This window comes from Actinacidiphila cocklensis, assembly GCF_907177275.1.
In the GTDB taxonomy this organism is placed as follows: Bacteria; Actinomycetota; Actinomycetes; order Streptomycetales; family Streptomycetaceae; genus Actinacidiphila; species Actinacidiphila cocklensis.
On the sequence record NZ_CAJSLV010000045.1, the window covers coordinates 104,481 to 118,393 of the forward strand.

The following is a 13,913-nucleotide window of genomic DNA, read 5'->3' on the forward strand; positions in this document are numbered from 1 at the left end:
GCCGGCCCGGCCTCAGCCCTCCGTGGCGGGCTCGCCGGCCACGATCAGGTCCGAGAGGTGCTCGGAGATCTCCGCACGCAGCACCTCGGGGATGCCCGCGTCCGTCACCAGGGTGTCCACGTCCTCCAGGGCGGCGAAGGAACTCAGGCCCACCGTGCCCCACTTGGTGTGGTCGGCGATCACCACCACCCGGCGCGCGGAGCGCACGAAGTGCCGGTTGGTCTCCGCCTCGGCCAGGTTCGGAGTGGACAGGCCCGCCTCCACCGAGATGCCGTGCACACCCAGGAACAGCAGGTCGAAGTGCAGTGCCTGGATGGCCCGGTCGGCCACCGGGCCGACCAGCGTCTCCGAGGGCGTACGCACCCCGCCGGTGATCACCACGGTGGCCGTCGCCTCCGCGTGGTTCGCACCGGGCCGCCGCTGGCCGGACTGGAAGACGTCCGCCACCCGCACCGAGTTGGTGACCACCGTCAGGTCGGGCACGTCCAGCAGGTGGTGCGCCAGCGCGTAGGCGGTCGTGCCGCCCGCCAGGGCGATCGCGCTGCCCGGCGGGACCAGCGCGGCCGCCGCCGTCGCGATGGCCTCCTTGGCGCCCAGCTCGAGGCCCGACTTCGCCTCGAATCCCGGCTCGTGACTGCTCGCCTCGACCACCGGCACGGCGCCGCCGTGCACCTTCTCGACCACGCCCTGCCGGGCGAGGGCGTCGAGGTCGCGGCGCACCGTCATGTCGGACACGTTGAGCCTGCGGGTCAGTTCGTTGACGCGTACTCCGCCGCGTCGGCGTACCTCGTCCAGGATCAGTGCCCGGCGCTGCTCCGCGAGGAGGTTCTGGTTGTCGCTCACCCGTGACCTCGTATCGTCCGTCTCGTTGTGTGCGATGCCGTCTACCGGCGCGCTGCGGTCATCCTTCCACGCACCACGCCGTCCGGTGTATGCCGGGCCACAGGTCGGAACGCCTTTGCGGGCGCGGGGCCGTGCCCGCGCATCACGACTGCGGCACGCAAGACCCCGCCGGAGGCTGACCCGCGGCCGGCGCGGGTACACCCGGGAAGGACGGGACACGGGAGGCGGACGTGACGGCCGGGACGGATGCCGAGACCCCGCGGGCGCCACTCGCCCTGGAACTGCTGGTGCACGGCGTCGGCGGCACCACGCCCGAGCGGATGCTCGGCGACCCGCGCACGGTGTGCCTGGCCGGCGACGACACGGCCGGCGTGCACCGCCGCGCCTGCGACGCGGACGCCGAACAGCACCCGGAGCGGCACCACGAGGCGCCGGTGCCCGAGGCCTACTGCTGGTCCAACCTCACGTCGGGCAACGGCAGCAGGGCGCTGTGGCTGCTGCTGCTCCCCTTCATGATCGCGAACCTCGCCCACTGGATGCGGCCGCCCTCGCACCGGCAGCGGTCGGCCCGCGGCTACGGAGCGGCCGTGCGGCTGCTCGCCCTGACCTTGACGGTGCTGCTGGTCGCGGCGGCCTGCGAGGTCGCGCTCGACCTGGTCGGCTGGCAGTGCGCGGGCAGCGCCAGGTGCGTACGCGGCAGCTCCTGGCTCGGCTTCGCCGCCGCCGGGCGCGGCGGCTGGTGGAGCGAGCCGGGCCGCAGGCTCGCCCTGGCGGCGCTCGTGCCCGCCGCGCTGACCGCACTGCTGTGGTGGCTCTCGCACCGCACCTGGTCCGCCTACGAGTCGCAGCGCCCCGCCCCCGGGGCGGCCGCCGCTCCCGGCACACCGGCGCTGGCGATGCCGGGCTTCTGGTACGGCCGCCGCTCGGTCGCCCGGCTGCGCTCCGCCCACACCGCGGCGGCACTGCTCACGGTGGCCGCCGCGGTCACCGTCCCCGCGCTGCGCCACGACCGCGGCGGCGCCCGCTTACCGCTGCAGGTGCTCGGCTGGACGCTGGCCGCGCTGATCGCCGCCCTCGCCGCGGCGGCCGTCACCGTCACCTGCCGCGCCGCCCGCAGCGAGGCCGGCCTCGACGACGCCACCGACCACGGCACCAGCCGCGCCCTGCTCGCCGGCGCCCTCGCTGCCCTGGCGGCCGCGGCCCTCTACGCGGGCTGGCACCGCCCCGCCTGGGCCTCGACGGGCCGCCTGCCCGCAGCGCAGGCCGTCACGGCCCTGACGGTCCTCCAGGGCGCCCTGATCGCCGCCCTGGCGGTCCTTGCCGCCCTCCTCCACCACTCCCCGCCCCACGACCCCGAGGACGGCTCCCCGGGCGCCGCGGCGCCGTCAGCCGTGGCCGGGCCGCCGTCCCAGGCGGACGGGGTGGGCGTCGGGTCGGGCGCGGAGCCGTCAGCCGTGGCCGGATCGTCTCCCCAGGCGGTGCCGTTGCGCGGTCTCGGCGGGCCGGCGGTCGGGCTGCTCGGCTGCGGGCTGGGCGGGGTGCTCACCGGTGGGGTGGCGCAGCGGGCGGCCGACTGGCTGGACCGGGGGCGGACGCCCGGCGAGGCGGGGAGCCCGCTGGCCGGGCCGCCGGCCGTACTCACCTGGGAGGCCTCGGTGATCCCCGTCGTGCTCGGACTGCTCGCGGTGACCGCCGCCGCCGTCGTGTGGCGGCTGCGGCGCCGGGAGCGCGCGCTGCGCGGCGAGGTCGAGGCGGCCTACTCCGACGAGCAGCACCGGCCGGCCCGCACCCGGCAGATCGCCGGCGCCGTCGCCCGCGCCGGGCTGACCGACAGCGCACCGCTGCTCGTCGCCGTGGTCTGTGCGGCGGCCTTCGTCCTCGGGGCCGCCGCGGTCACCGGCGCCCTGACGGGCGGCGGCACCCCGGGGGAACGGGCCGCCGGCGCGCCCGCGGTGGTGGCGGCGGGCGCGGGCGCGGCGCAGGCGATGGGCTCCTGGCTGGTCGGCGCCGGCGTCGTCGCCCTGGTGGCACTCGGCCGCCGCGCCTACCGCGACCCCGCGGCCCGCAGAACCGTCGGCATCCTGTGGGACGTCGGCACCTTCTGGCCGCGCGCCGCCCACCCCTTCGCACCGCCCTGCTACGCCGAGCGCGCCGTACCCGACCTGAGCTGGCGGATGGAGTCGTGGACCGCGCGGACCGGCGGGCGGATCATCCTGTCGGGGCACTCGCAGGGCAGCGTGCTGTCCGCCGCCGCGGTCTGGCAGCTCGACCCCGAGACCCGCGGCCGGGTCGCGCTGCTCACCTACGGCTGCCCGCTGACCCGGCTCTACGGCCGCTGGTTCCCCGCGTACTTCGGGCAGCGGTCGCTGCACGGGCTGCACCGCGACATGCACGCCTGGCGCAACCTGTGGCGGCGCACCGACCCGATCGGCGGCCCGGTCGGCATCCCGGGTCCCGGCGAGCCCGTGGACCGCGGACCGCTGCTCGACCCGGTGGCGTACGGCCGCAGCGCCCGCCACCCGCTGCCGGAGCCCGTACGCGGCCACTCCGGCTTCCAGGCCGATCCGGCCTTCGCGCGGGAACGCGCCGCCCTGCTGGCCCAGGTGGTGCAGGAGGGCTTGCGGGGGAGCGGCAAGGCGCTGCCGGCTCAGGGCAGTTCCGGCAGGTCCTCCGGGTAGAGCAGCTGCAGCTCGTCGTGTGTCGGCTCGGTGACATGCGCCAGCCGCATCGCGTGCCGCTCCACCATCGCCTCGAAGGTCTGCCGCGCCGCCCTGCCGTTGCCGAAGGCCGGACCCTTGGGCAGCGCGGAGAAGTACTTCAGCAGCGCGTCGCCCGCGTCGTCGCCGAGCCGGTACTCGTGCTCGGCGGCCTGCGACTCCACGATGCTGAGCAGCTCGTGCGAGGTGTAGTCGCCGAAGGTGATGGTCCGCGAGAAGCGGGACGCCACACCGGGGTTGGACGCCAGGAAGCGCTCCATCTCCGCGGTGTAGCCGGCCACGATCACCACCACCGCGTCCCGGTGGTCCTCCATCAGCTTGACCAGGGTGTCGATGGCCTCCCTGCCGAAGTCCCGCCCGGCGTCCTCCGGCGCCAGCGCGTAGGCCTCGTCGATGAACAGCACGCCGCCGCGCGCCCGTTCGAAGGCCTCCTGGGTGCGGATCGCCGTGGAGCCGATGTGCTCGCCGACCAGGTCGACCCTGGCCACCTCCACCAGGTGGCCGCGCTCCAGCACGTCGAGCGAGGCCAGGATCTCGCCGTAGAGCCGCGCCACGGTCGTCTTGCCGGTGCCGGGGGAGCCGGTGAAGACCAGATGGCGCCGCGGCGAGGGCGCCTTGAGCCCGGCCTGCTCCCGGCGGCGGCCCACCGCGATCATGTCGATCAGGGTGCGCACCTCGCGCTTGACGCTGTCCAGGCCGACCAGCGTGTCCAGCTCGCCCAGCACCTCGGTGCTCTCCCGCGCCGCCGGTACGGCCGGCTCGCTTTCCGCGGGCCGCTGCTGGGGCACCCCGCCGAGCAGGCCGTACGACTGGGCGGCCGGCTGCCGGTCGGTGGCGGTGGCCACCGGGACAGGGGCCGGCTCGGGCGCGGCGGTGCGGTCGCTGGTGCAGTCCTCGGTGACCGGCCCGGGCTCGGCGAACTCGTAGCCGCCGCGCGCGCAGCGCTCGGTACGGCAGCGGGTCAGCGTGGAGCGGCAGCCGTCGATGATGTGGAAGCCGTAGCCCTTGCTGCCGGTCACCCGGCACCCGGTGAAGGTGCCGCGGCCCTCGGCCGACACGTAGACGCCGGACTCCGTCGCGTTGGTGACCGTGCAGCGGTCGAGCGCCGGGTCGGCGCCCTTGGTGACGATCACACCGGTCGCGGTGTCGTCGATGGTGACCTGCGCGAAGGTGCCGCCGCTGCCGTGGTCGCGGAACCAGGCGCCGGTCGCGGCCTCCCTGATCCTGCAGTCGTCCAGCTGGACGTTGGCGCCGTCGCTCACCGACACCGCGGTGTTGCGGATCTGCGAGAAGTCGCTGTCCACGACGTCCGCCCGCGAACCGCGGTCCAGCACGAACAGCGCGTCCGGCACGTCGTGCACCCGGCAGGCGTCCAGTATGGCCACGGCACCGTCGCTGACCCACACCGCCGGATAGTCGCCCGTGCTGTCGTGCACCTCGCACTGGTTGGCGTCCGCCCTGGTCCCCGGGTCCCACACCGAAAGGCCGTTGCGGCCGAAGCGGCGGACCGTGCAGCGGGTCAGCGTCAGCACCGAGCGGGCGCGCAGGTCGACGGCGTTCTCCGGGATGTCGTGGATGTCGCAGTCGGACATCGCCAGCACCGCGTCGGAGTCCAGCGAGACGCCGTCGCCGGTGGTGCGGTGCAGCTGGCAGTCGGTCAGGTGCCCCGACGCCCGCTGCGACAGGTGCAGCCCGGTGCCGTGGATCTCGTAGATCTCGCAGCCGAGCGCCTCGATCGAGCTGTGCTCCCCGGTGACGGACAGGCCCGAGCCCGACGCGTGGTGCACCCGGCAGCGCTCCAGCCTGGGGCTGCCGCCGCCGCGTACCGCGACGCCGCTCTGCCCGGCCGAGACCACCTCGCAGTCCTCGAACAGCCCGCCGGCCGCGTCCAGCACGCTGATGCCGAGCCCGGCGGGGTTGTCGACCGTGCAGCGCCGCACCGTGGGGCGCGCGCTGTCGCGCACTTCGAGGCCGACGGCGGAGCGGGTGCTGATCCGCAGCCCCGTCAGCTCCGGGGCGCAGGCCTCCACCAGCAGCGCGGCGGCCGTGCTGTCCTGGCCCTCGATCAGCAGGTCGTGCACGCCGGCCGCCGCCCGCACCGTCAACGCCACCCCGGAGGCCGGCGCGATACGGACCGTGCCGGGACCGTCCGCGCAGCGCAGGGTGACCGCGTGGTCGATCACCAGATTCTCCCGGTAGGTGCCGGGAGCCACCGACAGCACGTCTCCGTCGCCGGCCGCCTCCAGGGCTGCCGCCACGGTGGCGTACTCACCTGTGCGGCGGCGCCACCGCGAACTGCTCGGGTTCGTGACCTGCACCACGCCATGTGCCATCGGGCTGCTCTTCCCCACCTCTTGCGTCTGCCGACCGGGGGATCAACCGTAGCGCGCGCGGCGGCCGGTCGTTGACGACAACCCGTCAGGTGGACACCGCCGGCGGCCGCGACGGACGGCGCCGGGGCTCAGCCGCCCGTGCCGGCCCGGCCCCAGTCCTGGCCGACCCTGGCCCACTCGCGCTCCCAGGAGTCCATTCTGCGCCGCATCAGCCGCCACACCAGGACCTGCCGGGTCATCAGCATGGCCCCGGCGGCCGCGGAGCCGGTGGCCACACCGGCGAGCACCGCGTGCGTGGACGCGGTGGCCCGGTCCAGCGGCGGCGGCACGAGCCCGCCGGCCTTGTCGGTCCACAGCAGCAGCCGGTCGCCGTGCCAGACCTCCAGGCCCACCGGAACCGTCCCCGTGTGCGCCGTGCGGTCCGGTGCGATCCAGCGCAGCACGTCGCCATGCCGCGGGTCCGTGTCGGCGCCTGCCGCGGCTATCGCGGCCGCAGCCTTCGACGCACCCGGAGCCTGGGAGGCGCCGGACTCGGCGGGGGACTCCACCACGGCGGCGGGTACCAGGGTCCGCTCCGCCCGCTGGGTGCGCGCCACCCGTTGCAGGGCGCGGTCGACGGACTGGCCCGCCCACCAGCCGATCAGCGGGACGGTGCAGATCATGAGCGCGGTGAACACGCCGAGCCACGCCTCGACGATGTCGGACCGGCGGCGCAGCGGATTGCGCCGCCACCGCCAACCACGCTTGGTGAGCCTCTTGGGACGAGCCATGGCCGACCACCCCCTTCACCCGTTCAACTACCGCAAACGGCGCGACTCATGCGTGTGAACTCGCATCCCGCAGGGGCCGCGGGCAGGACGCATCGACGCGTTACTCCAGTGTGGTCAACGCATCGCCGATGCGCAGGGTTCCGGAGTGCTCGGGTATCAGATTCTGGCCGAAGAGCACCTTCGAACCGACCCTGCGGTGCCGGGCCAGCGTGCGCAGCGGCTCCTTGCCGCGGGCGCCGCTGCCCTGGTCGGTGGTGGTGACCACGCAGCGACCGCAGGGCTTGGGCACCCGGAAGGCGACCTCGCCGATCCGCACCCGCCGCCAGCCGTCCTCGGCCCAGGGAGCGGTGCCGTCGATCACCACGTTCGGCCGGAAGCGGTTCATCGGCAGCGGCCCCTCCTCGGCCCGGTCGCCCGCGGCGATCAGCGCGTTGAGCGCGTCGAGTGAGGCGGTCGTGGTGACCAGCAGCGGATAGCCGTCGGCGAGGCTGACGGTCTCCCCGGGCCGCGCGTACCGCGGGTCGATCGGCCGCCGTACCGCCGGGTCGTCCAGGTGCACCAGGCGTACCGGTGTGCCGAGGAAGCCGGAGAACCACGCGTCGGCCTCGTCGCCCGCCGGGAGCACGTCGATCTTGCCCGCGAAGAGCCGCACCGTCCGCAGCGGCCCCGCGGTGGGCGGCACGACGGTGAGCGGCGGCAGTCCGGGCGCGGCCAGCCGCAGGCCGCCACCCCCCACGGGCAGTGCGGCGAGCAGCGTCAGACGCGGGTGTTCCCGCTGGGTCAGCGCGGAGTCGCTACCGGCGTCGACCAGCATCCAGCGGCGGTCCCCCGCGAGCCCCCACGGCTCCACGACCGCCTCCTGCATGCCGACAGCGCGCAGCGACTTGACGGGGTAGATGTGCAGCGCGCTGAGGCGGGGTGTGGTCACCACACCATCCTGCCAGCCCGCCGGTGATGATCAGCCCTGGTAGTAGCCTCCGCCGCCCTGGCCGAGGTTGCGCCGCGGGTACTGCTCCTCGGGGTGCCCGCCGGGCGCCTGCCGCGGCGGTACGGGGCGCGGCGGCACCGGCCGGGCCGCCTCGTAGCCGCTGGGCGAGGGCTGCTGCGGCATCCCCTGGTAGCCGTTCCCGTTCCCGTTGGGGTTCTGGTTCTGGTAGCCGTTGGCGGCGTAGCCGCGCTGCGGCGCCTGCTGCGGGATGTAGGCCGCGGGCGGCTGCTGGTAGCCCGCGCCCGGGTAGCCGCCGGGCGGCGCGGGCTGCGGCTGCTGGTACGACGGCGAGGACGGTCCCGACGGAAGCGCGGGCAGCGCCGCGGGCAGCGCCGGGAGGTTGCTTCCGCCGCTGTACCCGCCCGCCAGTCCCGTGTCGTAGCCGGAGTACGGCGACGGTACGCGGATCGGGGCGATCTGCGGGGTGCCGCGCTCTGCCACGAGGCTGTCGTAGATCGGGGTGTCGGGGAAGGACGAGGACGAAGGGTAGTAGCTGCCGTAGCCGCCACCGTACGAACCGCGGGGGGTGGTCATGAGCCATAAGTTAAGCCCACGATGTGGTCGTTGGGGAGACCGATTAGAGGGTTGTTTGATGGGCGGGGAGTGGCACCAAGTCCCCAATATGAGCGAATCACCGGAAACCGGTCAGCACGTCATGGTGTGATCAGGTAAAAGGCGTGCGTCCAGGGGGTTACCGGGGACCCGTGACGCACCGGCGGAGGGGGCGGCATGCTGCTGCGCAAGGGGGAGAGTGTCCGGTTGCCGACCGCCGAAGTCCGGTTGGAGTTCGGACGGGGGACCGGTCCCGGCATTCCGCGGGCCGACATGTGCGCGCTGCTGCTCGCCGGCGGGGCGCCCCGCGGCGCCGGCGACCTGGTCGACGCGGACGTGCCCGGGCACGTGTCGGGGGCGGTCACCCACGCGCGGGCGGCCGGGGAGGACGACGCGGTCCTCGACACCCTCGTCCTCGATCTCGCGTCACTCGAAAGAGCGGTCACCGCGGTACTCGTGGTGATACGTGCCGAGGGCGGGCCGCTCGGCCGCATCCCGGGACTGCGGCTGCGCGCACTGGTCGACGGGGCCGACCCGGTACGGCTCGACTGCGGAGGTGTCACCGGCGGGCGGATGCTGGTCGTCGGGGAGTGCTACCGCGACGCCGCGGGCGAGCGGTGGCGGCTGCGGGCCGTCGCCCATGCCGCGCCCCTCCTCCCGGCCAAGCCCCGCCCCGCGCCGGCCCCGCGCGTGGTGCTGCCCGCCGCCGGAACGTGCGCGGGACCCGGGCTGCTGCGCATCGCCTTCGGCGCGGAGGGCGACGGCGGGGACGGTGTCGACCTGTGCGCGCTCTTCGAACTGGCCGACGGGCGCAAGGGGGTGGTGCAGCCGCTCGGGGGTGCCGCCGGTGCGCTGCGGCTGCCGCCGTACGTCAGGCTCGACGGCGACCGGCTCACCGTCAACCTCGACCACGCGGAGCGCTTCCGGCGGGTCCTGGTCTTCCTCACGCTGCGTGGTGCCGGGCGCAGCTTCGCGGACGTCCGCGGCACGGTCACGGTGCGGCCCGACCACGGACCCGCGCAGGACTTCGGGCTCGATCCGCCCGGCGGGTTCGAGTCCACCGCCTGCGCGCTGCTGCTCCTGACCCGGGAGGGGGACGCCCTGCGCGTCCGGCGCGAGGCCCGCCACCTCGCCGTCCGGCGGGGCGTCAGCCCCCAGCGGACCGTCGACTACGCGTACGGCTGGGGCCTGGTGTGGACTCCGGCCACGTCCTGACCCGCACCGGTCCGTGTGCGCCCGCACTGCCTCACTGCGGCGAACCCTCCGAGGGCTGCGTGGGGGTCGGGCGGGAGTAGGTGCGGCCCTTCCAGGCCGCGCCTCGGCCTCGGTAGTGCTGGACGGCGGAGTCGATGGTCATGAGCAGGTACAGCGCGGCGGTGTACGGGAGCGTGGGGGCGAGCCACCGCCGCTGGCCGTAGTAGCGCAGCATCGGCAGGTACGTGGCCGTCATGACCGCCCAGGCCGCCGCGCCCAGCGCGCACAGCGGCCACGCCCCGGCCGCGGCGCCGCCGATCGCCGCGGCCGGCGGGACGAGGTAGATCAGCGCGAGGCCGGCCACCGTCCCGCCCAGCAGGGCCGGGCTGTGCCGGAGCTGGGCGTAGGCGCTGCGCGAGACCATCCGCCACAGCTCGCCCAGGTGCGGGTAGGGGCGGATGCTGTCGACGCGGTCGGCGAGGCCGAGCCAGATCCGGCCGCCCGAGCGCCGTACCGCGCGTGCGAGGGCCACGTCGTCGATGACGGACTGCCGGATGCTGTCCGGGACGCCGGCCGCGTCGACGGCCGACGCGCGGATGAGGACGCAGCCGCCGGCCGCCGCCGCGGTGCGACCCCGCCGGCGGTTGATCCAGCGGAAGGGGTAGAGCTGCGCGAAGAAGTAGACGAACGCCGGGACGATCAGCCGCTCCCACCCGGTCTCGACCCGCAGCCTGGCCATCTGCGACACCATGTCGAGGTCCGCGCCGTCCGCCGCGGCGACCAGCGCGCGCAGGCTGTCGGGCCGGTGCGCGATGTCGGCGTCGGTGAGCAGCAGGTACTCCGCCCCGGTGCGCTCGCGCGCCAGCGCGATCCCGTGGCGTACGGCCCACAGCTTGCCGGTCCAGCCCGGCGGCGGCTCGCCGGGGGAGGAGACGGTCAGCGGCAGCCCGCCGCGGTCCGCCGCCAGTTCGCGGGCGGTGTCCCCGGTGCCGTCGGTGCTGCCGTCGTCGACCAGGAAGACCTCGGCCCGGCCCGGGTACTCCTGCGCCAGCAGCGAGGGCAGGCTCAGCCCGAGCACCGCGGCCTCGTCGCGCGCGGGCACCACGACGGCGACCGCGGGCCACTCGGAGGGCTCGGCCGGGTGCCGGGGCAGCCGTACGTCCGTGCGCCAGAAGAAGCCCTGCCCCAGCAGCAGCCACATCCACACCAGCAGGGACAGCCCCGCGATCACCGTCATCACCGTCACCCGCGGCAGTCTGCCGCACTCCGGGTGCCGGGCGGCGGCACGGTCGCAGCGCCGCATAGGGTGAGGGCGTGAAGATCGCACTTGTGGACTCCGGTATCGGGCTGCTGGCCGCCGCCGCGGCCGTACGGCGGATGCGCCCGGACGCCGACCTCGTGCTGTCGTGCGACCCCGAGGGCATGCCCTGGGGGCCAAGGACCGCGCAGGACGTCAGCGACCGCGCTCTGCAGTGCGCGCTGGCGGCGGCCGAACACCGCCCCGACGCGCTGATCGTGGCCTGCAACACCGCGTCGGTGCACGCGCTGGCGGCGGTACGGGCCGCGCTGGAACCGGCGCTGCCGGTGATCGGCACGGTGCCCGCGATCAAGCCCGCAGCGGCGGGCGGCGGTGCGGTCGCCATCTGGGCGACGCCCGCCACCACGGGCAGCGCCTACCAGCGCGCGCTGATCGCCGAGTTCGGCGGCGGCGCGGAGGTCACCGAGGTGCCGTGCCCCGGGCTCGCGGACGCCGTGGACGCCGGCGACACCGCAGCGGTGGCCGCCGCGGTCGCCGCGGCGGCCGGGCTGACCCCGGTGGGCGTACGCGCGGTCGTGCTCGGCTGCACGCACTACGAACTGGTCACCGACCGGATCGCGGCGGCCGTGCCGGGGGCGCTGATGTTCGGCTCCGCCGACGCCGTCGCCGCGCAGGCGCTGCGCAGGATCGGCCAGGCGGCGGAGCCGGCGGCCGCCGCCGGCGGTGCCCTGGGCGGGCTCGAGGTGCTGCTCAACGGCCGCAGCGCCGCCCTGCCCGCCGTCGCTGCGGCCTACCTGGAGGGCGCGGCGCTGGCCGTGACACCCGCCACGGCCTGACGTCACAGGGCTGCCCGATGCGTGCCGAATGAGTACGCTTCGAGCATGACGCACGCTCCCCGACCGGAGTCCGTCGCGCCCCAGGTGTGGACGGGCCGCGCCAGCAACCGCATGCAGTGGGTCCTGGCCTGCGCGGGCGCGGCCTGCCTCGCGCTGGGCATCGAGCTGGCCGTTGACCAGCCCGCGACCACGGATCCCGTACCGCTGGTGATGTCGGTGGTGGGGTGCCTCGCGGTCGGGCTGCTGATCATCTTCGGCACGGTCGCCTTCACACATGTCAAGGTCCAGGTCGACCGGGACTGCGTCGAGGTCCGCTGCGGCCACATCGGGGTGCCGCGCCGGCGTATTCCGCTCGCCGACGTCAGCGGTGCCAGGCTGGTGCCGCTGATCAGCCCGCGCAGCTGGGGCGGCTGGGGCTACCGCTGGCGCCCGGAGAAGGGCACGGGCGTCATCGTGCGCCGCGGCCCCGGCATCATCATCGACCTCGGAGCCGGGCACCGGTTCACCGTCACGGTGGACGACCCCGAAGGGGCGGTGCAGGCGATCGGCGAGTGGTTGCACCTGCGGTCCAGGACACTGCCGCTGTGACAGGCGGAGCCGTACGCCGCTGAGCGGCGCCCCCGGCGCTCAGCCGGGCGGCGGGAACGGGCGGGCCGTGGCGATGCCGGACAGGAAACCGGCGCCGGCTGTCACCACGGCGTAGCTCAGCACGTGGTCCACGGTGGCGAGCATGGCCAGGCCGGTGAGGGACGCGGCGGCGGTCAGGACCACCGGGGTCGGGCGCGGGGAGCGCCACAGGGCGGTGAGCAGCCAGGCGAAGGCGGCGGCCAGCAGCACGGCGCCCGGGACACCCTGCTCGGCGGCGAGCTGGAGCGGGGCGGACTGCGGGGACTCCGCGCTCGGGGCGAGGTCAGGCCCGGCCGTCGCGGCGGCCTCGTCGGCGAAGCGCTCCGGGCCGACGCCCCGCAGCGGGTGCTGCTCGGCGAGGTCGACCGCCTGGTGCCACAGCTCCACCCGGGGCTGGGTGAGCTGGCCGGTGAGGGACTCCGACAGGCCGGACGGCAGCGCGTCCACCGCCACCGCGCAACTGCCGCCGACCACGAGTGCCGCGGCCAGTGCGAAGCCGGTCAGCCCCAGCAGGCGGCGCCGCATCCGGGCCGCGGCCAGCGAGCACAGGACGATCGCGACGCCCGCCGCGAAGCCGGCCGCGGAGCCGAGCGCGAGTGCCGCCACCGCCGCGCCGGCGCCCACGCAGGCCAGCGCGGCCCGCCGGGCTCTGCCCCGGGCGGCCCAGGCGGCGCAGCAGGCCGCGCCGACGGCCAGCACCAGCAGCGCGGCGTCGGCGTTCGGATAGCCCAGCGGCGGCGCGTCGGGGTGGGCCGACAGCCGGGTCGGCGGGATGAGCACCAGGGCCAGGACGGCGGCGGCCGCGGCGGCCGGCGCCAGCACCGGCAGCAGCGCGCCCAGGATGCGGCCGAGCGCGTAGCCCGCGGTGACGGCGAGCAGCGCGAGCAGCGTGCCCTCGGGGCGGGCCGGCCGTCCGGCGGCGGCGATCAGCGCCCAGACGGCACAGCAGACCAGCACCACGATGCCGACCGCGTCGACGGCCCCGCCGCTGTCCCGCCGTGCGGCGTCCTTGTCCCGCGGCGGGCCGTCGCTGCGGCCCGCGTGAGTGGCGCCCGGCGTGTCGCCGGCCGTCGTGTCCATGCCCCCGTTACCCCCTGACGCCACGCGGCTGCGACGGGTCCCGTCACACCCGCGTTCCCCGCGTGGGCGTTACCTGTCGGGCCACCGTAACGGCTGATCGCGCCGCTGTGGACAGTTGTGCGGGCACTTGTGCGGCAACGATGTCGTCGGTGGGAAACCTGGTGCGGATGTGGCGTTCACCTGGTGTCTCGTAGGCTCTGGGCATGGCGACTCCGCAATTCATCCTGGACATCCGCGCCAAGGCGGGCGACACGCTGCTGTTCATGCCGGGGGTGGTGATGGTGGTGTTCGACGACCGCGGCCGGGTGCTGCTCAACCGCCGGGCCGACACCGGCAGGTGGGCGCTGATCAGCGGTATCCCCGACCCCGGCGAGCAGCCCGCCGAGGCGGCCGTGCGGGAGATCGACGAGGAGACCGGCGTCGCGGCGATCGTGGAGCGGGTGCTGAGCGTCTTCACCAACGAGCCCGTGGTCTACGGCAACGGCGACCGAGCGCAGTACGTCGACATCGTGCTGCGCTGCCGCGCGGTCGGCGGCGAGGCCCGGGTCAACGACGACGAGTCGCTCGACGTGCGCTGGTTCGCGCCGGACGAGCTGCCGCCGCTCGGCCCGATCGCCCGCGGCCGGATCGAGCTGGCGCTGCGCGACGACCCCACCTGGTTCGCCCCCGCCCCCGCCCCCGGGCTCGCCGACCGCGGCTACCGGGCGCCCTGACC

Annotated in this window: 12 protein-coding genes; 5 read left to right on the forward strand and 7 right to left on the reverse strand. The window is 75.5% G+C overall.

The genetic code is table 11. The features are described 5' to 3' along the window. Positions 1 to 12: 12 nt before the first annotated feature. Positions 13 to 843 (reverse strand): DeoR/GlpR family DNA-binding transcription regulator, encoded by an 831-nt coding sequence (locus NFU81_RS09050; RefSeq protein WP_251487149.1) that lies wholly within the window; start codon positions 841 to 843, stop codon positions 13 to 15. Positions 844 to 1,163: 320 nt separating this feature from the next. On the opposite strand from NFU81_RS09050, the gene NFU81_RS09055 reads away from it, so the two are divergent. After that, positions 1,164 to 3,521 (forward strand): hypothetical protein, encoded by a 2,358-nt coding sequence (locus tag NFU81_RS09055; RefSeq protein WP_251487351.1) that lies wholly within the window; start codon positions 1,164 to 1,166, stop codon positions 3,519 to 3,521. On the opposite strand, the gene NFU81_RS09060 is transcribed toward NFU81_RS09055, so the two are convergent. The 4 genes from NFU81_RS09060 to NFU81_RS09075 form a co-directional block, all read right to left on the reverse strand. Beyond that, positions 3,491 to 5,893 (reverse strand): right-handed parallel beta-helix repeat-containing protein, encoded by a 2,403-nt coding sequence (locus tag NFU81_RS09060; RefSeq protein WP_251487152.1) that lies wholly within the window; start codon positions 5,891 to 5,893, stop codon positions 3,491 to 3,493. The genes NFU81_RS09055 and NFU81_RS09060 overlap by 31 nt on opposite strands. A 128-nt stretch (positions 5,894 to 6,021) precedes the next feature. After that, positions 6,022 to 6,663: an Rv1733c family protein gene (locus NFU81_RS09065; RefSeq protein ID WP_251487155.1), complete on the reverse strand. Its 642-nt coding sequence runs from the start codon at positions 6,661 to 6,663 to the stop codon at positions 6,022 to 6,024. A 100-nt stretch (positions 6,664 to 6,763) separates the two neighbouring features. Beyond that, positions 6,764 to 7,591 carry an MOSC domain-containing protein gene (locus NFU81_RS09070; protein ID WP_251487157.1) on the reverse strand — a complete coding sequence of 276 codons (828 nt, stop codon included), beginning with the start codon at positions 7,589 to 7,591 and terminating at the stop codon, positions 6,764 to 6,766. A gap of 30 nt (positions 7,592 to 7,621) precedes the next feature. Then, entirely contained in the window at positions 7,622 to 8,185 is a 564-nt protein-coding gene (locus NFU81_RS09075) for a DUF6643 family protein (RefSeq protein ID WP_251487161.1), read from the reverse strand. A 195-nt stretch (positions 8,186 to 8,380) separates the two neighbouring features. Here NFU81_RS09075 and NFU81_RS09080 point away from each other — a divergent pair, with 195 nt between their 5' ends. Continuing rightward, positions 8,381 to 9,418, forward strand: coding sequence for a Tellurium resistance (locus NFU81_RS09080; RefSeq protein WP_251487163.1), 1,038 nt, complete (start codon positions 8,381 to 8,383; stop codon positions 9,416 to 9,418). A gap of 31 nt (positions 9,419 to 9,449) precedes the next feature. Here the strand turns inward: NFU81_RS09080 and NFU81_RS09085 are convergent, their stop codons facing one another. After that, on the reverse strand, positions 9,450 to 10,634 hold the full coding sequence (locus tag NFU81_RS09085) for a glycosyltransferase (protein ID WP_251487354.1): 1,185 nt from the start codon (positions 10,632 to 10,634) through the stop codon (positions 9,450 to 9,452). A gap of 77 nt (positions 10,635 to 10,711) precedes the next feature. Between NFU81_RS09085 and NFU81_RS09090 the strand changes: the two genes are divergently transcribed. Next, positions 10,712 to 11,491 carry a glutamate racemase gene (locus NFU81_RS09090; protein ID WP_251487166.1) on the forward strand — a complete coding sequence of 260 codons (780 nt, stop codon included), beginning with the start codon at positions 10,712 to 10,714 and terminating at the stop codon, positions 11,489 to 11,491. Positions 11,492 to 11,536: 45 nt separating this feature from the next. After that, positions 11,537 to 12,079: a hypothetical protein gene (locus NFU81_RS09095; protein ID WP_251487169.1), complete on the forward strand. Its 543-nt coding sequence runs from the start codon at positions 11,537 to 11,539 to the stop codon at positions 12,077 to 12,079. A gap of 39 nt (positions 12,080 to 12,118) precedes the next feature. Here NFU81_RS09095 and NFU81_RS09100 read toward each other — a convergent pair whose 3' ends face one another. Next, positions 12,119 to 13,198, reverse strand: a complete 1,080-nt coding sequence (locus NFU81_RS09100; protein ID WP_251487172.1) for an O-antigen ligase family protein — start codon at positions 13,196 to 13,198, stop codon at positions 12,119 to 12,121. Between the two features lie 203 nt (positions 13,199 to 13,401). On the opposite strand from NFU81_RS09100, the gene NFU81_RS09105 reads away from it, so the two are divergent. Beyond that, positions 13,402 to 13,911, forward strand: coding sequence for an NUDIX hydrolase (locus tag NFU81_RS09105; protein ID WP_251487175.1), 510 nt, complete (start codon positions 13,402 to 13,404; stop codon positions 13,909 to 13,911). Positions 13,912 to 13,913 lie beyond the last annotated feature (2 nt).

What these genes read in the sequence shown, in the direction of transcription:
- NFU81_RS09055 (WP_251487351.1), top strand. Translation starts at nt 1,164, where the DNA reads ATGCTCGGCGACCCGCGCACGGTGTGCCTGGCCGGCGACGACACGGCC.
- NFU81_RS09060 (WP_251487152.1), bottom strand. Translation starts at nt 5,893, where the DNA reads ATGGCACATGGCGTGGTGCAGGTCACGAACCCGAGCAGTTCGCGGTGG.
- NFU81_RS09065 (WP_251487155.1), bottom strand. Translation starts at nt 6,663, where the DNA reads ATGGCTCGTCCCAAGAGGCTCACCAAGCGTGGTTGGCGGTGGCGGCGC.
- NFU81_RS09075 (WP_251487161.1), bottom strand. Translation starts at nt 8,185, where the DNA reads ATGACCACCCCCCGCGGTTCGTACGGTGGCGGCTACGGCAGCTACTAC.
- NFU81_RS09080 (WP_251487163.1), top strand. Translation starts at nt 8,381, where the DNA reads ATGCTGCTGCGCAAGGGGGAGAGTGTCCGGTTGCCGACCGCCGAAGTC.
- NFU81_RS09085 (WP_251487354.1), bottom strand. Translation starts at nt 10,634, where the DNA reads ATGACGGTGATCGCGGGGCTGTCCCTGCTGGTGTGGATGTGGCTGCTG.
- NFU81_RS09095 (WP_251487169.1), top strand. Translation starts at nt 11,537, where the DNA reads ATGACGCACGCTCCCCGACCGGAGTCCGTCGCGCCCCAGGTGTGGACG.
- NFU81_RS09100 (WP_251487172.1), bottom strand. Translation starts at nt 13,198, where the DNA reads ATGGACACGACGGCCGGCGACACGCCGGGCGCCACTCACGCGGGCCGC.
- NFU81_RS09105 (WP_251487175.1), top strand. Translation starts at nt 13,402, where the DNA reads ATGGCGACTCCGCAATTCATCCTGGACATCCGCGCCAAGGCGGGCGAC.